The organism is Desulfoluna sp. CLI2B (assembly GCF_056847375.1).
This window is the reverse complement of the sequence record NZ_CP186557.1, coordinates 4,225,544-4,242,624: the sequence shown is the minus strand read 5'-3', so window position 1 is coordinate 4,242,624 and position 17,081 is coordinate 4,225,544. Positions and strand designations below refer to the sequence as shown.

General features: G+C 51.8%; 13 protein-coding genes. All 13 read left to right on the top strand.

All coding sequences use genetic code 11. The annotated features are described in order from the left end of the window. Positions 1-190: 190 nt before the first annotated feature. The 13 genes from ACOYW2_RS19755 (at position 191) to ACOYW2_RS19695 (ending at position 17,070) form a co-directional block, all read left to right on the top strand. Positions 191-817 carry a hypothetical protein gene (locus ACOYW2_RS19755; protein WP_482767687.1) on the top strand — a complete coding sequence of 209 codons (627 nt, stop codon included), beginning with the start codon at positions 191-193 and terminating at the stop codon, positions 815-817. 22 nt (positions 818-839) lie between these two features. Further along, entirely contained in the window at positions 840-2,213 is a 1,374-nt protein-coding gene (locus ACOYW2_RS19750) for a glycosyltransferase (RefSeq protein ID WP_482767686.1), read from the top strand. Positions 2,214-2,304: 91 nt separating this feature from the next. After that, positions 2,305-3,165, top strand: a complete 861-nt coding sequence (locus tag ACOYW2_RS19745; RefSeq protein ID WP_482767685.1) for a glycosyltransferase — start codon at positions 2,305-2,307, stop codon at positions 3,163-3,165. Positions 3,166-3,172: 7 nt separating this feature from the next. After that, positions 3,173-3,295, top strand: coding sequence for a hypothetical protein (locus ACOYW2_RS19740; RefSeq protein WP_482767683.1), 123 nt, complete (start codon positions 3,173-3,175; stop codon positions 3,293-3,295). After that, a complete protein-coding gene (locus ACOYW2_RS19735) occupies positions 3,295-4,476 on the top strand; it encodes a glycosyltransferase family 4 protein (RefSeq protein ID WP_482767682.1) in 1,182 nt (393 codons plus the stop codon). Before ACOYW2_RS19740 ends, ACOYW2_RS19735 begins: the two co-directional genes overlap by 1 nt. Positions 4,477-4,671: 195 nt before the next feature. Continuing rightward, positions 4,672-7,728 carry an exo-rhamnogalacturonan lyase family protein gene (locus ACOYW2_RS19730; RefSeq protein WP_482767681.1) on the top strand — a complete coding sequence of 1,019 codons (3,057 nt, stop codon included), beginning with the start codon at positions 4,672-4,674 and terminating at the stop codon, positions 7,726-7,728. A gap of 29 nt (positions 7,729-7,757) precedes the next feature. Continuing rightward, the gene (locus ACOYW2_RS19725) at positions 7,758-10,526 is read left to right on the top strand and encodes an exo-rhamnogalacturonan lyase family protein (protein ID WP_482767680.1); all 2,769 of its coding nucleotides are present in this window, start codon (positions 7,758-7,760) and stop codon (positions 10,524-10,526) included. 478 nt (positions 10,527-11,004) lie between these two features. Then, the gene (locus ACOYW2_RS19720) at positions 11,005-12,966 is read left to right on the top strand and encodes an exo-rhamnogalacturonan lyase family protein (protein WP_482767679.1); all 1,962 of its coding nucleotides are present in this window, start codon (positions 11,005-11,007) and stop codon (positions 12,964-12,966) included. Beyond that, entirely contained in the window at positions 12,929-13,345 is a 417-nt protein-coding gene (locus ACOYW2_RS19715; RefSeq protein ID WP_482771111.1) for a hypothetical protein, read from the top strand. The genes ACOYW2_RS19720 and ACOYW2_RS19715 overlap by 38 nt, the downstream gene beginning before the upstream one ends. Before the next feature lie 127 nt (positions 13,346-13,472). Next, a complete protein-coding gene (locus ACOYW2_RS19710; protein ID WP_482767678.1) occupies positions 13,473-13,826 on the top strand; it encodes a hypothetical protein in 354 nt (117 codons plus the stop codon). A 229-nt stretch (positions 13,827-14,055) separates the two neighbouring features. Beyond that, positions 14,056-15,102, top strand: coding sequence for a polysaccharide deacetylase family protein (locus ACOYW2_RS19705; RefSeq protein ID WP_482767677.1), 1,047 nt, complete (start codon positions 14,056-14,058; stop codon positions 15,100-15,102). 95 nt (positions 15,103-15,197) lie between these two features. Next, positions 15,198-16,073: a hypothetical protein gene (locus ACOYW2_RS19700; protein ID WP_482767676.1), complete on the top strand. Its 876-nt coding sequence runs from the start codon at positions 15,198-15,200 to the stop codon at positions 16,071-16,073. Positions 16,074-16,443: 370 nt separating this feature from the next. Continuing rightward, complete coding sequence (locus tag ACOYW2_RS19695; RefSeq protein ID WP_482767675.1) at positions 16,444-17,070, top strand: exo-rhamnogalacturonan lyase family protein; 627 nt, start codon at positions 16,444-16,446, stop codon at positions 17,068-17,070. The last annotated feature ends 11 nt before the right edge of the window (positions 17,071-17,081 follow it).

Sequence of the window (17,081 nt, the reverse complement as noted above, 5' to 3'; positions counted from 1 at the left end):
ACGAATTTGGCTTTTAACGGCAGCGGAGGAGAGCTGTTCAGGGGGCGCTGGTGGGAAGGGGAGCTATTTTTGAAAGGCGGGAAAAGGATCGTCAACAAGGAGCGGCTGGTGAAACGGCTCCTGGCCCCCGGCCACGACTGGTCGATCCTGAATCCTGCCCTGAAAGAGGGGTTTTATAAGGCGGGAACGCATGAGTCTATTCCAAGACCTGTCAAAGAAGAACGCCGCCTTTCCCAACACTTCCAAGATCGATCTGTTGTACCTAAACAGCCGCATGGGTCGCTGGCATGGCCGGTACTATTCGTCGACCTTTCAGCTCATGCCGTGCAGCACCCTGTTTTTGACCGGCGAGTTGTTGGAGCTCATGTTCCGGCTGCAGTGGTACGTGAAATACAAAAATTACATGTACAGGCACCTGCTCCAGGCATCCCACCCGGCCCTGGCCCGGGAGCCCATGGGCGACAACCTGCCTGCAACTCCGGTCTCCTTTGCCCATGGCAGGGCCCATCTTGGATGCTGGCTGCGGGGCGCAGCAGGGAAGGTCCGGACCAGGCTCGCCGGAGGCCAGCTTCAACAGGGTGCCCAGGGCATGGATATACACGGACGTGTTCTGGCAATGATCCATGATGCCGCGCCGTTGACGGACGTTTTTTCATCACAGGGGCTCAAGACAGAGGAACTCTACGACAAAGGCGCCATGGCCGAAGTAGTCCGGCAGTCCTGTGCTTCGGGATTCTGTCTTGCTTCAGCCCAGTTGATGCGGATGGTCACCCTTGAGCGTGCCTTTGAAAAGGCGTGCTCCATGGTGTGTGAGTGAACTGAATTCTTCGGGAGTTGTCATGACCAGAAAACGCGTGCTGTGCATCAGCTACCAGTTCCCGCCCTTTGCCGGGACAGGGGTCTTTCGTGTGCTGAATTTTGTGGAGCACCTCCCGGATCGGGGCTGGGACCCGGTGGTGCTCTCCGTGCTACCCGGCCATTACGAAAAGGGCACGGCCCTTGATGATGGGCTCTGCGCCAGGGTGAACGGGTCGGCGCGAGTTCACAGGACAAAGTGCTTCCAGGGGATTGAAGCGATGCTCAGCCTCAGGGGAAAGTTCAGGCGCCGCGTCACCCCAGCAGGAGCGGGACAGGGAGAAGCAGCAGGGCCCGCCCCGGCCGGAAAGGGGCTCTGGCAGGAGGTTAAGGACGCCGTCACCCTGGCATACCGTATTCCGGACAAGCAGGTGGGCTGGCTTCCCTTTGCCCTGGCTGAGGGGTTCCGTATATGCCGCCATGAAAAACCCGAGCTGATCTATGCGTCGGGGGGGCCCTGGACCTCGTTTCTCATCGGGCTGGCTTTAAAGGCTCATTTTAGTCCGTCTGAGGTCATCGATTTCAGGGACCCGTGGATGGGCAACCCTTATGACGAGCTGAACGTCGAGCTCAGGCGGGTGAACCGGTTTCTGGAGAGATGGTGCCTCCGCCGGGCCGATGCGGTCATCGCCAACACGGAGCCGCTGCGCGCCCTGTTGGCCGACACGGCGGGCTCTGGAAGCAAGTGCCATACCATCACCAACGGATACAACGAGACGGAGTACGTCGGCCTGGAGACCAGGGCATCCGGCACGGTACCCATGGTGGTGACCCATGTGGGTACCCTTTACGGAAAACGCATCCCCGACAGCTTTCTTTTGGCACTGGCCCGACTGATGGACGCCGGGAAGCTGAGTACCCAAGATGTCGAGGTTCGTTTCATCGGCGATGTGGACGAAGCCCGCATCAACAATCTTATCGGCCCTCATCCATTGCGTTCTGCCGTTACCTGTGTGGGGCTGGTCCCCAAGCAGGAAGCGTTAAGGATGCTGTTTCAATCGGACATCGCCCTTCTCATCCAGCCGGACACCCATCTGCAGATACCCGCCAAGCTTTTTGAATATATCCGTTCCCAAAAGCCTATTCTTGCGGTGTGCGGGAAAGGGGCCACCCAGGAGCTGATTGAAGCCCACAGTCTCGGGGTGGTAGCGAATGCCGACGACCCAGAGGAAATGGAAGGGGCCATTCTGGATGTGCTTCGGCAGGCACGGTCCGAGGAATGCGCAGTGAAGAAGGATTACCTGACATTTGAAGCCGGGGCCTTGACGACGCAGCTGGCAGGGGTTTTTGACGAGATTTTCCAGTCATCTCCGAGCGACGCGGTGAAGCATTGCGTTGAATTAGCGAACGAAGGCTGAAGGCAGGGTGCTGCACGTGGTGCTCTCTTTGGGGATAGGCGGGGCCGAGCGCATTGTTGCCTCTGATGGGAGGAGCCCAGGATGTCATGGGGTGTGCTGTCTGGATGAGAAAGGGCGCCTTGCAGAGGCCCTTGAAGACGCAGGCCATGATATTCATCTGGTCAAGAGGAAACCGGGCATTGACCTGTCCCTGCCTTTCAAGGTGGCAAGGCTGGCGGTTCGCTACAGGTATACCACCCTTCACGCCCACGGGGAGACCCCGTGGTTTTATGCTGTGCTTGCGGTGATTCTGACCCTGGGGTCGAGGTTTCGATGCCTGACCACCATCCATGGCTACAGCGGCGGGGACAACTCCGAGTTGGCCCATCCTCGTCTCTGGCGTTTCCTGATGTTTTTTACCCGTCGTGTCATCGTTGTTTCAGGTGCCCTTGAGCACGAGATGAAGGCGGTCTATCCGGTGCTGGGGAGAAAGGTCGAGACCATTCGAAACGGGATTTCGTCGAACGAGATGGTGCCAGCCCAGTCGCGGGACGCCTGGGGGCTGCCGAAGGCCGTCACAAGGGTAGTCTCTCGCTTGTCCCCCGTAAAGAATCATCTGCTGCTGCTCCAAGCCACGGAGCGGCTTGTCTGTCAAGGTCGAGATGACCTTGTGGTGATGATCGTCGGGGACGGTCCCGAGCGAGAGACCCTTGAATCCTATGCCCAAAGGCCGGGGCTCAATGGGCACGTGATCTTTACCGGTGAGCGTCTCGATGCCATCGGCTTGCCCCTTCTTGACATGTTTGTGCTGCCCTCCTATTCTGAGGGGATTTCCGTGGCCCTGCTGGAAGCCTCGGCCTTTGCATTGCCTCATCGCCTCCGGTGCAGGGGGCAACACGAGTATTCTCCCGTATGGGCACGGGGCTGGTCTTTGAGTCGGAGAACCTGGATGGTGGCTGCTCTACCAGATTGAGGTAGCCTTGAATACCCCGTCACTTGCCGATCGGCTCTCCGCCGGTGCCCGAGCCTGGGTCAGGGAGACCTTTTCGGTGCGAACCATGGTGGACAGGTACAATCGCCTTTATCTGGGGATGGCCGACTGATGAAGATTCTGGTTTTCTCGACCCTGTTTCCCAACAACACGGCCCCTGCCCACGGGGTGTTCATCAAAAACAGGATGAAGGCGGTCTCGGAGATGGATGGTCATGAGGTCCGTGTGGTGGCCCCTGTCCCCTATTTTCCGCCGATCAAGCGATTCAAGGCGTGGTATCGCTTCTCTCAGGTGGCCGCCCGCGAGATAGTGGACGGCCTGACGGTTTATCACCCCAGGTACCTTGTGACCCCTAAGGTGGGGATGACGACCTACGGGGTGTGCCTTTTCCTTGGGGCTCTGAAAACCGTCAAGGCCTTGGAAAAGAGCTTTTCCTTTGACGTTATTGATGCCCACTACATGTACCCGGATGCCTTTGCGGCTATCCTTTTGGGCAAGGCTCTGAACAAGCCGGTGACGGTCTCGGCACGGGGCAGCGATATCCATCAGTTTTCAAACCTGGCAATGATTCGGCCCCTGCTTCGCTACACCCTGACACAGGCCGATGCCGTCATTTCAGTGTGTGCTTCCCTCAAGGCCATGATGGTGACGCTGGGCGTCCCCCCACACAAAGTGAGTGTCATCCCCAACGGCATCGACGGCACCGCCTTTTACCCCGCGGACCGGGCAGAGGCGCGGCAGCGCCTGGGGATCTCCCCTGATGCCAGGATAATCCTCTCCGTGGGATCCCTGATCCGGCTCAAGGGGCATCATTTCCTGGTTGAGGCCTTTGGCCGGATCGTGGCGGAGGAGCCGGACCATACCTGTTTGTACATTGTGGGCGACGGGGTGGAACGAGGCTCCTTGCACCGCCAGATAGAGAATCTGGGACTGGGAAATCGGGCCGTTCTCTGCGGGCAGGTCCCCCACGGAGTCCTGGTGGATTATTACAACGCCGCCGATCTTTTTTTTCTGGGGAGCGAGCGGGAGGGCTGGCCCAACGTTATCTCCGAGTCCCTGGCCTGCGGGACCCCGGTGTTGGCCACCCGGGTCAACGGTATTCCCGAGATTGTCCGGTCCGATGATTTAGGGGTTCTGGTGGCGCGGGATGTGCCCTCCTTTGTGGCGGGAATTCGCCGGGCCCTGGACACCCATTGGGACCGCAGTGCCATCGGTGCCTATGGGCAGTCCCGGTCCTGGGCCATGGTGGCAGAAAACGTTGTTTCTGTTTTAAAGAGGGTGTCTATGCGTTAATATAACAAATAATCAATCCCTTACATATCGTGTGATGCCTTTTACGGCTGGTCCTGGCCCCTTTGCGAATGCCCTGCAAAGTTCATGTCCTATGGGGAACCCATAGTATCACGGTCGATGTTTTTCGCATGGCGAGAAACGTTGGAACGGTAGTCGGTCTGTTCTTTCCACTTCGTTTGACCATGATAGGTGAACATGATGAAAGAAACCTTGCAGGGTATCCTGAAGAGGCGTGTATGGTGTGTTGTTGTCGTGATGTTTTGCGTTGGTGGCGTTCTCCCGACCCATGGCGAGTGTGCGGTGGATCCTGCCGTGAGGATCGAGGTTCGCGAGTTGCTCCCGGAGGGCGTATCTGGGCTGGACAGGACCCATGAAGCGGCCACCTTCGGGGTACCCTTAAGGGACTGTGACGGGATTCAAACCATCAATCAGTTGGGACTTTCCGGACTATGGGATTATCAGTTCCGGGTGCTGCACAGGTATCCGAGCGGCAACATTCAATGGGTGCTCATCGACACACTGGCCTCGGTTCCGGCGGGGCAGAGCACGGTTATCTGGCTCACCAACGGCTCTGGCAATAGCTCGGGAAACAGTCTGCCAATAGACCTGGCCGCGGATAACGGCAACACTATCACGGTAGACACCGGTGCCGCCCGGTTTGTCATTAGAAAAGCCCGTTACAACGTCTTTGATTCGGTGGTGGCCGGGGGCACCTCTTTTCTTTCGAACACAGGCGGCATCACGGCTGTCAGCGGAACAACCCAGTACTCCTCGGCAAACGACGAGCAGTCTACGGCGGTCATTGAAGAGAATGGCCCCATCAAGGCCGTGATCCGGTGCGAAGGTCACCTTAAACCCGCAAGTGGTCCGTGGCTCTTTGGCTACACCATGCGCATGTACTTTTACAAGGGCTCAGGTCGTACCCGCCTGGACCTGATCCTCAAAAATGCAGAGATCAGTTCCTACTCCGTGAAAACCTTTGAATCCGTCCGTATTGAGCTTCCCACCACCATGGTCGCCCCTTCCTATCTGTTTTCAACCGGTCCGGGGGTACAGGCCGGAGGGTTTATCGACGGCAGCGCTCACCTGTACCAGGGCTACAGCAGCTACAAATATGTGCAGTACCTGGGCGGTGCGGATTTGCTCAAGGCACGCCTGGTCCCGGATGTGGGGCTTGAGGTTGTCAATGGGACCTCGGTGATCCACGCCTTGGGCGACGAGAAGAATTACAGTGAAGGGTTCGCCGCCATGACTACCCAGGGCATGCAGATCAACTGCGGCATCCGGAACCTTTACGGCATGTGGCCCACGGGGTTTACCATGACCGAAGACGGGCATCTCTATATTGATGTGTTCAGCCCCCGCAACACCAAAGACGATATTCGCTTCGCCTTTTTTGCCCACGATAAGCGACAGGTGGTTCTGGAGTTCACCCCGGAGGCCAAGGACCCCAAACAGACCTTTTATACCCTTCAATACCCCCTGGCTGGCCGGGCGGATTTTGAGCATTACGCGGAGGCAAAGGCCGTTTATGGGGAAGATCGGCTGGCAACCCATGGAGAGACACGGGACTTTCTTGCCGATATTGGACTGGAGAGTTATGAGATCTCCAATGTGGATACCCTGCGCAGGTATTATGTGTGGGGGCAGGGCGGAGGCTCCAATCAGTATGACCTCCAGCTGTGCAAGTACCTTCATTACCTCCAGACAGGCAACGGGGGAGCCTTTCTGGCCGCTCAGAATGATGATCACCATAAGATGTTCGGATCGGTCAAGCACTCGGATGATTTTGATGTCTATGTCCAGGGGCCGACTCTTTTTAAAAACGTGAACACCACCTCCCCACCCGACCAAAACCTGACATACAACAGCAAGTTTTTCGACCGGGAGCACTCCCACGATGTGTCCGTACCCGTGGGGTATTTTCTCACCGGGGACGAATCGTTGATGGACGCGTGGCGTGATTACGGAGAATACACTCTCTACGATCAGGGCTCAGGAAAAGGCCCCATCAACAGTTACTACGACGGGACAACCTATGTGGGGTTCCCCCGCATTTTTTCAAGGGCGTTAAGGCGTGCCGGAGCCTATGGGCAGTATGCAAGCACGAGTGTCTGGCGGGAAAAGATCGGTCGAATGGTAGGAAATTTTATGGGGATGCGGGCAACTCCTGCAGACGACGATCAAGACGGATGGGACTTGGACCGTGGTTTTTTCTATATGAGCAGAGATGGAAGCAGACCCGATGGCGAGCGTTCCAATAAAGTCTTTATGGCCTACGATATATTCCCCAACGCCTTTTGGTATTATGCCCCCGAAAATTTTGATGCCCCCTTGATGTATGAAGATTATCAGGACTATATTCTCGGACTTGCCTACCATTCATTGCGTGAGATCATTCCCCTGGAGCACCAGCCCTATGGCTTTAAACTTGATGAAGTCAATGCGTCGGACCCTACCGGAGAGTATCCGTTTTCCTTTTTGATGGCTGCCGGGTATGAAATGACGGGGGATGACTCTTTCTTGGATCAATACACATCCCATTATCGCGTGATGCTGATTGTCCAGAGCAAAGAACGGGTTTATTCTCCCTATTCGTCAAAATTTATACACAACCATGAAAACCGTGATATTTTAACGGGCTATGTGTCTCCTTTAGGGGCCGGACGTGTTGACTTGGGAAACTCCGATGCACCGGGTGTTTCGCGTTCCGGTTCTGTGTACACATTGACCTGGCAAGCGCCCATGGACGAGATTATTCGTTATCAGATAAAGTTCTCTACGGCACCAATGGTCGAGAACCTCAATTTCGATCAGGTGACAAGGGCGTATGAATACGCTCCTTCAGCATATGATAATTTCTGGGCGGCGTTGAACATCGCCAATGAGCCCACTCCCAAGCAGTCTGAAGGGGATGTGGAGACAGTATCCATAGACGTTGCGCAGGCAATCAACGCTTACAATACCCGGTATGGCCTGACCGCCGGCCAGCCCGCCTATCAAGTCTATGATGACCAGATAGATTACTTTTTTTCTGTAAAGTTTTTTGCTGTGATGCCACCCGATTGTCAGATGAATACACCCCATTACTGCCTTGCCCCCCCTAACATGGGAAGTCATTCGTTTCCCCCCCTTATTTTTGAATGGCCTGGTGACTGCATAAACAAACCGAGACAAAGAATACGCTTCATCGACGCCAGGTATATTGGTTGTGTTGTTGAGACGGTTCGCGATCTCCATTGTGCTGCATGACCGGGAGTTGAGAGCTATAAGGGGGACAGATGTACATGACGATTCGTGGCGTGGGTAGTGGCCTGCGGAAGAGTTCGCTATGGCTGTTTTTGTTAACGTTCTGCTTCTGCTGTGGGGTCACGGTACATGGATACCCTGCCATAGGTCATCCTGTGGAGATCAGGATACACGAACTTCTTCCCGATGGCGTAAAGGGGCTGCACAGGAACCATGAAGTCGCATCCTTCGGGATACCGTTGAGTGAGGCGGCCGGGGTTCAATCCATCGACGAATTGGGTCTTGTGGGGGGAGGGGCATATCAGTTCAGGGTGCTGCACAGATACCCCAGCGGCCATGTTCAGTGGGTCCTTGTGGATACCCTGGCATCGGTATCGGCAGGGGAAGAGAGCATTGTCTGGCTGACCAACGGGGCCGGCAACAGCTCGGGGCCTCAGTTGGCCACGGATCTGGGGGAAAAAATATCGGTGGACACCGGTACTGCCCGGTTCGTGATCACGAAAAAGAACTACAATGTTTTTGATTCCGTTTTAATAAAAGGTGAGCCTTTTGTTACCCCAACTGGGTGTATTGCAGCCGTCGGTGGATCAACTCGCTACTCGTCGGTCAATGACGATGACTCCACGGCAGTGATTGAAGAAAACGGCCCGGTAAAGGCTGTCATCCGATGCGATGGGCATCTGAAGTCACCCCTTCGTGACTGGCTTTTCGGGTATACCATGCGTATGTACTTTTATAAGGGTACAGGCCGCACCCGCCTTGACCTCATCATCAAGAATGCGGAAATAAGCTCCTTTAGCATCAAAGAGTTTGAGTCCGTTCGTATCGAACTCCCAACTACCATTGAAAACCCTACCTTCCTTTTTTCAACCGGGCCGGATTCGATATCCTCAGGGCCTGTTGACGGAACAGCGTATCTGTACCAGGCCTATAGCTGCCACAAGTATGATCAGTACATGGGTGATTCCGATCGGCTGAGAAATCGATTGGTACCCGACGTGGGGCTCAAGGTTGTCAATGGTGCATCCGTGATTCATGAACTCGGAAATGAGACAGATCATACTGAAGGATTTGCTTCGTATTTCTCACGTACCAAGCGCATTAATTGCGGAATTCGTAATCTTTACGGCATGTGGCCCGCAGGGTTTACGATGGATGATGAGGGGCATTTGCATATTGATATATACAGTACCTACAATTCAAAAGATGATATCTACTTTGCCTTTTTTGCCCATGACAAAAGGCAGGTTGTCCTTGAGTTTACCAAGTCGGCAAAGGAACCCGAACGAACGTTTTACGCCGTGCAATATCCTTTGACCGGCCGGGCCGAATTTCAACATTACAAAGATACCCGGGCCATCTATTACCACAACAGACTGGCAACACACGAGGAAACACGCAATTTTTTAAAAGAGATCGGATTGGAGAGCTATGAGATTTCGAATATGGACACCATGCGCAGGTTTTATGTCTGGGGACAGACCGGAGGTTCCAATCAGTATGATGTGAATTTATGCCAGTATCTTCACTACCTGCAGACCGGCAATGGAGGGGCGTTTCTGGCAGCACAGAACATGGACCACCACAAAATGTTCGGTTCAACCCATCATTCCGATGACTTTAATGTGTATACCGAAGGGCCTAAATTTTTCCCAAATGTGAATACTGCATGCCCGCCGAATCAAGATAAAGTGTCCTTTAACTATAAATTCTTCGACCGAGAGCATTCCCATGATGTCTCCGTCCCCATCGGGTATCTCTTAACCGGTGATGAGTCGATCATAAACGCCTGGAAAGATCACGGAGAGTATACACTGTATGATCAGGGCTCAGGAAAACATGGGGTGGACAGTTATTACGACGGAACAACATACTTGGGGTATGTACGAGTTTTTTCAAGGGCATTCCGTCGGGCAGGTGCTTTTGGCCTGTACACCGAAGATCCGGTGTGGGTGGAGAAGGCCGGACGTATGGTAAGGACGCTGCTCAGTTTGAGGGACGACCCTGAGGATGTGAGCCGGGACGGATGGCAGTTGGACCGGGGCTATGTGTATATGCACGGTCACGGGAACGAAACTTTCGGTGGAAAACGGACCAATACCTTGTTTATGACATGCGGGATTTTTGCTGACTCCCTTTGTTATTATGACTTTTTTGGCTTTGGGGCTCCAATGTACTACGAAGACTATCGCGATTACATGCTCGGTTTGTCGTATCATGCATTGAATGAGTTGGTTTCTCTGGAGCGTCAACCCTATGTATACACGTTAGATCAGCCAGCTATTATGGAGGGCCTTGGGTCATACCCTTTATCCGGCCTGATGGCCCATGGATATGAGATGACGGGAAATGATCTCTTTCTGAGCCTGTATAAGCATCATTATAATTGGATGTTGACATCCCAAAGCAAAGAGCGTGTTTACTCTCTGTATTCATCGCGTTTTATCCATGACTATTACAACAGAAACGTGTGCACCGGCTATGTGTCACCCATGGGTGCCGGGCGTGTGGATATGGGTAATTCTGAGTGTGGGAACATCTCACGGACAGGTTCAGTGTATACCTTGACGTGGGGCGTCCCCGAAAAAGGAATCAAGCGTTATCAGATCAAATGCTCATCGCAGCCCATGGTGGAGAATCTCGAGTTTGATCAGAGAAAAAGGACCTATACTTATAACCCGGACCTTTACGACAATTTCTGGGCTGCATTGAACGTGGACAATGAACCCCAACCCAAACAGGTTGAGGGAGCAACAGAATCCGTGGCAGTAAGATATCGACGTTCGACAGGTTATCCGTGAGTACAATCCGCAGGCAAATCCTGAGTGAAGCAGATCCCGCTCATCGGGTCTACAATCCGGAGACAGATTATTGTTTTGCCGTAAAGTACTCTACCGTGCTTCCCCACTCTTTTAGTGGCACGTTTCCTGCCGTGCCATGCCCGAACTGATGGGATCAGAGGGCTAACCTAAAGAGGTTCGTAACTACTCAGCTCAAACAAGCCTCCGGCGGCCCTGCCGGGGGCCAAACGTTTAGCCTGATTTATAAAACCGGGTTTGACAAACAGGTCTTAAGCAAGCCTTTCCAGACTTCGCCAAAATAATTTCCACTTTTTCACATTAGAAACGGTTTTTGCGGAGCTTTTTTTCAAAAAAGCGACCCGCCGGAGGCAAGGTGAATAGTTACAGAGGTTCCTGGGATTTGAGAAGGATTTTTGAATTCCGTGCCTTCAATTTCTTCGTTTTATGAGGAAACTCAGGGGAGCTATCAAACAGAGCGATGAAAAGGTGCATCTCGGTGAATAATATTGTAAAAACGGTTGTACGCGTTTTCGTTATGGCTTTTTTTGCGGTTTTCGTTGGTGGGGCTTCCGGGGTCTGTGCCGTGACTCCACCTGTGAAGATCATGGTTCATGAGCTCCTCCCCGAAGGTGTCACAGGGTTGGACAGAGTTGAGGAGGTTTTCTCGTTCGGAGTCCCATTGAAAGATGCAGATGCGGTTCAATCAGCAGGTGAACTGGCGCTTAGGGGGCCTTCGGCATATCAGTTCAGGGTGCTGCACAGATACCCCAGCGGCCATGTTCAGTGGGTCCTTGTGGATACCCTGGCATCGGTATCGACAGGTGAGGAGACCATTGTCTGGCTGACCAACGGGGCCGGGAACAGCTCGGGGCCTCAGTTGGCAACGGACCTGGGGGAAATAATATCGGTGGACACAGGTCCCGCCCGGTTCGTGATCACGAAAAAGAACTACAACGTGTTTGATTCCGTTTTCGTAGGCGAAACGTCCTTCCTTGAGCCCACCGGTGGGGTTACGGCGGTCAGTGGATCAACCCGGTACTCGTCTGCCAATGATGGTGATTCCACGGCAGTGATTGAAGAAAACGGCCCGGTAAAGGCTGTCATCCGATGCGATGGGCATCTGAAGTCATCCCTTGATGACTGGCTTTTCGGGTATACCATGCGTATGTACTTTTATAAGGGTACAGGCCGCACCCGCCTTGACCTCATCATCAAGAATGCGGAAATAAGCTCCTTCACTGTCAAAGAATTTGAATCCCTTCGCATTGAACTTCCCACCACCATCGCAAATCCCTCCTATCTTTTTTCCACCGGTCCGGGGACCATATCCACAGGGCCTGTTGACGGAACAGCGTATCTGTACCAGGGCTACAGCAGCCACAAGTATGTTCAGTACATGGGGGAGTCCGGTTTGCTAAGGGAGCGCCTGGTGCCCGACGTGGGGCTCAAAGTGGTCAATGGTGCCACTGTGATTCATGAACTGGGAAACGAGGCGGACCATAGCGAAGGGTTTGCATCGTATTTTTCTGAGGCTAAGCGCATCAACTGCGGGATTCGTAACCTTTACGGTATGTGGCCGGCGGGGTTTACCATGGATGACGAGGGCCGCCTGTATATTGATATCTACAGCACCCACAACTCAAAAGATGATATTCATTTTGCCTTTTACGCCCATGACAAACGGCAGGTCGTGCTGGAGTTTACCACGGAGGCAAAGGCATCCCAACGGACATTTTATGCCGTGCAATACCCTTTGACCGGTCGGGCCAAATTTCAACATTACAAGGATACCCGGGCCATCTATTCTCACGACAGACTGGCAACCCACGGAGAAACACGAAAATTCCTGAAAGAGATCGGCCTGGAAAGCTTTGAAATTTCAAATGTAGACACCATGCGTCGATATTATGTCTGGGGGATGGGGGGAGGGCCAAACCAGTACGACATGAATTTGTGCCAGTACCTTCACTATTTGCAAACCGGCAACGGGGGAGCGTTTCTGGCAGCCCAGAACATGGACCATCACAAAATGTTCGGATCCACCCGTCACTCGGATGATTTTGATTTTTATCGTTACGGCCCTGAACGGTTTAAAAATATCAATAATATTGATCCGGATAAGCAACCCCTTGCCTTCAACAATCGCTTTTTAGACCGGGAGCATTCCCATGATGTCTCTGTTCCCATAGGCTACCTGCTGGCTGGCGATGAATCCATCATGAATGCCTGGAAGGATCACGGTGAGTACACACTGTATGACCAGGGCTCCGGAAATCACGGTGAGGTTAGCTATTACGACGGTACAACATACCTTGGGTATGTTCGTATTTTTTCAAGGGCATTCCGTCGGGCAGGTGCCTTTGGCGGACCAAAGATCCTGTTGGCACGAGAAGGCCGGGCGTATGGCAAGGACGCTGCTCAGCTTGAGGGACGACCCTGAGGACGTGAACAAGGATGGGTGGCAGTTGGATCGGGGGTATGTATATATGCACCGCCACGGAAACGAAACCTACGGTGGAAAACGAACCAATACCGTGTTTATGACATACGGGATTTTTGCTGATTCCCTTTGCTATTATGATTCAGTTGGTTTTGGAAACCCATTGTACCACGAAGACTACTACGATTACATGCTCGGTCTTTCCTATCATGCATTGAATGAGTTGGTCCCCTTGGGGCGTCAACCCTATACATACACTTTAGACCAATCAGCCATTTTGGATGATGCCGGAGCATATCCCTTATCCGGGCTGATGGCTCATGGGTATGAGATGACGGGAAATGATCAGTTTTTCAACCAGACCCAAGCCCCATTATAACGGAATGCTGACATCTCAGAGCAAAGAGCGTGTTTACTCTTTGTATTCATCGCGTTTTATCCATGACTATTACAACAGGAACGTGTGCACCGGATATGTGTCACCCATGGGGAACGGGCGTGTGGACATGGGCAATTCCGTAGGCATGAACATTTCGCGAATCGCATCCGTCTACGCCTTGACGTGGGAGGTCCCCAGAAAAGGTATCAAGCGGTATCAGATCAAATGCTCACCACAGCCTATGGTGGAGAATCTCGGGTTTGATCAGAGAAAAAGGACTTATACCTATAATCCGGCCTTTTACGACAATTTTTGGGCTGCATTGAACGTGGGCAATGAACCCACACCCAAACAGGTCGAAGGAGAGATGGAATCCGTGACCATCGACGTACGACACAATACAATGCCAGGTACGGCCTTGAACCCGGTGAAGCTGCCTATCTATCCTATGATTCAACCAGGGATTATTTCTTTGCTGTGAAATATTATACTGTGGTTCCTTTTTTCCATGGAATAACGATACCGTCGCTTTTTTGTCCTCCTTGATCATGTCATTGAATGATGAGAAATGGCGGTTCGTACTGCATGCCCCCCCCGTGTTATCACTTCCTGTTATGTCCATGCCTGTTTACTCATAAAATCTTTCTTGTCGAAATAATAGTGCTTGATTTTGTTGGAAAATATAAAGGATATGAGGTTGATGCATTCATATGAAAACCATTGTCTTGCATATGTTAAAGATCGTCGGATTTTTTAAAATAGCGAAGCATTTTTCAAAACGTAACCTGTTGATTCTCGCATACCACGGTGTTGAGATAGAAGATGAATCCGAATTCAGCCCGAAGCTTTTCATCAAGCGTACGACACTCAAGGAAAGGATGGCTTGCCTTAAGGAGCACGGTTTTCATGTCGTGCCGCTGAATGAGGCAACGGACATATCGAACTGGGACAGACTTCCCGATAACAGTATCGTGATTACCGTTGACGACGGATGGTTCTCAACCCTGTCCGAGGCCCATGATGTTTTTTCTCATTATTCATTTCCCTATACATTGTATGTAACTAGCTATTACGTCGACAAAGAGTCCCCGGTGTTGAATGTGGTATTGCGCTACATGATCTGGAAAACCAACATCAATTCGGTCGGGTTCGATCAATTGGAAGAAGAGGGCCTGAAGGGGACATATTCTCTCGCGAGTTTGCATGAAAAAAAGAGGGCGGAGATTGGTCTGGTGAAATACCTGAATGCGTTGCCCACCCATGAAGAAAAGGTGAACTTCATATCGAAACTGGCAAATGTGTTATCTGTTGATTATGGAGCCATAGAAAAGAGTCGTCGTTTAAGCCTTCTGTCTCCAGATGAGATCACTGATATGGCTGAACAGGGTGTAAATATTCAATTGCACACGCATCGCCATACGATGCATCATAATGATGTCGATGGTTTTAAAGATGAAATCATTCAAAATCGGCTGGTCTTGGAACGCGCTGTGAAGAGTAACATGACACATTTTTGCTACCCCTCAGGCGATTATGCTCCTGGTAGCGAAGTCTGGTTGAGGGAGCTCGGCGTTTACTCTGCAACAACGTGTCATGCCGGATTTGTTTCGAAACAAACGAACCCGTATTATTTACCGAGGTTTTTAGATGGTGAAAATATACCTCACATAGTCTTTGAAGCTGAAATTTATGGTGTATTGGAGTTTTTTAGAAAAGTGAAACGCATGATGAAACCATTAAATCATGTCCTACTATAAGCATAATCAGTGAAGAGGACTTTCTTAGCAGCTAAAAAGTTTAAGTGTGAAGGAATAGGCTGTGGACACGATGTGTCGAAAGGGCTTCCAATGGTATGGAATGTATAGATGCATATACGGATACATTGAGTGTTTTGAAAGAAGAATGTGAACCACATCTCATTAAGTATACCGTCTCAAAAAAACCGGAAGAGCAGCTTTATGCAGTCAGGTCGTTTAAACCAGAGTCTCTTGTGGCTTTATTTGAAAAAGTAAAAAGTAGCATTGGCGTGGAAGCGTTGGAACCTATTCGAAAAGTGATGATTCTCCAATCATTGTTGGCAAATTGGGATGATTTATTGTCTGAGAAATACCCGAACAGCATCCAGCAACAGTTTATGAAAAGTGCTCGACGTTTTTTAGGTATGTGTCAGAGTCAAGAGGGCTGGATGTGCCATAGTGACGACGTGTACTGGAAAGATCTCGCCATCGCGAGGCAGAAGGTGTTTCCCGCCGGTGCTCAAATAGTCGAGGCATATTCGGGGTTCGGTTTGATGCAGGGACTTTCATTGAATCCTTTTCAGGTGCTTAGCTTTCTGAAACTAATTACTCATTGTGGTGGCCGTACGGGATATTATCAAATTCATACACACGTTCCGGATTTGGACCAGTTTAATAATCAAGGTTGGATTGATTGTTTTTTACGTATCGCGGCGATGCTGAGGGGCAATAAGCATATCAAGGGGCTCTTTGGCGGTAGCTGGTTTTATGATCCTCAGCTGGTTGGAGTCAGCCCCCATCTGACATACTTACAGTCCATACCGATGGATAATGGTGCTTTTCGGTTTTATTTAGGACGGGATCGAACCGGAAATGCCTTTTCTACGTCTAAGAAAAGGGTCGATTTGTACAATGAGGGAAAGTACACACCGAAATCTTATCTGATGGTATGGCCACGAGATGCTTTGATTAGATGGGCTGCGAATCAGTAAAATACTTGTCGGGTTTGTATGGAATTGATTTGTGATCTCTTTTGATCAGGTAAACCAGGTACATGTTTGGAGTGGTTGCATGCAAGTCGATTTTTTCCTCTTTCTAATGTTTATCAAATTTTTAGGTGTGCATGGTGGTAAATACGTTGGCAGGCTCTTAAATCAGTTAAATGCGCCTTGTGTTACTTTTTCATGGTGTCTCGCATCGGTGGCGTGATCCCTATGCATGGGATGTGCGGTATCGACTCGGCAGTTAAGATCTTTGTTCATGAACTCCTTCCCGAAGGAGTGACAGGGGAAGAGGGCCGGTGAGGTCGCATCCTTCGGCATCCCCCTGAAAGCATCTGATGGGATTCGATCCGTCAGTGAATTGGGCCTGGTCGGTTCGTCGGACTATCAGTTCCGAGAACTTCACAGGTACACCGACGGCACCATTCAGTGGGTGCTCGTGGACACGTTGGTGTCGGTTGAGGCAGACGGGAGCAAGGCGATCTGGCTCACCAACGGTTCCGGCAACAGCGCGGGGTCTCACCTCGCAGTGAATGGACCTGAACATATTACGGTGAATACGGGCGCTGCCCGGTTTGTGATCAGGAAGAAGAACTACAATGTGTTTGACTCTGTCGTTGTGGGCGATACCCCGTTTTTACGTGGTACGGGAGGGATCACAGCCGTCAGCGGAACAACCCGCTACTCGTCGGCCCTGGATAACAATTCCTCGGCAGCAATCGAAGAGAACGGTCCTGTGAAGGCGGTTGTCCGGTGTGACGGGCATCTTAAGCCCGAAAGCGGACCGTGGCTTTTCGGCTACACCATGCGCATGTATTTTTACAAGAACACCGGCCGAGTCCGGCTTGACCTGATCATCAAAAACGCCGAAATGGCATCCAAGTCGGTCAAAATCTTCGAATCCCTTCGCATTGAGGTCGCCATGATGGTCTTGGCCTCTAGTATTTTTTCTCCACCGGGCCGGGGGCCGAGTCCCACGGTTCCATAGACGGGACCGCC

Coding starts and splice junctions, on each gene's coding strand:
- ACOYW2_RS19755 (WP_482767687.1), top strand. CDS start 191: ATGAGTCTATTCCAAGACCTGTCAAAGAAGAACGCCGCCTTTCCCAAC.
- ACOYW2_RS19750 (WP_482767686.1), top strand. CDS start 840: ATGACCAGAAAACGCGTGCTGTGCATCAGCTACCAGTTCCCGCCCTTT.
- ACOYW2_RS19735 (WP_482767682.1), top strand. CDS start 3,295: ATGAAGATTCTGGTTTTCTCGACCCTGTTTCCCAACAACACGGCCCCT.
- ACOYW2_RS19730 (WP_482767681.1), top strand. CDS start 4,672: ATGATGAAAGAAACCTTGCAGGGTATCCTGAAGAGGCGTGTATGGTGT.
- ACOYW2_RS19725 (WP_482767680.1), top strand. CDS start 7,758: ATGTACATGACGATTCGTGGCGTGGGTAGTGGCCTGCGGAAGAGTTCG.
- ACOYW2_RS19720 (WP_482767679.1), top strand. CDS start 11,005: ATGAAAAGGTGCATCTCGGTGAATAATATTGTAAAAACGGTTGTACGC.
- ACOYW2_RS19715 (WP_482771111.1), top strand. CDS start 12,929: ATGGCAAGGACGCTGCTCAGCTTGAGGGACGACCCTGAGGACGTGAAC.
- ACOYW2_RS19710 (WP_482767678.1), top strand. CDS start 13,473: ATGGGCAATTCCGTAGGCATGAACATTTCGCGAATCGCATCCGTCTAC.
- ACOYW2_RS19705 (WP_482767677.1), top strand. CDS start 14,056: ATGAAAACCATTGTCTTGCATATGTTAAAGATCGTCGGATTTTTTAAA.
- ACOYW2_RS19700 (WP_482767676.1), top strand. CDS start 15,198: ATGGAATGTATAGATGCATATACGGATACATTGAGTGTTTTGAAAGAA.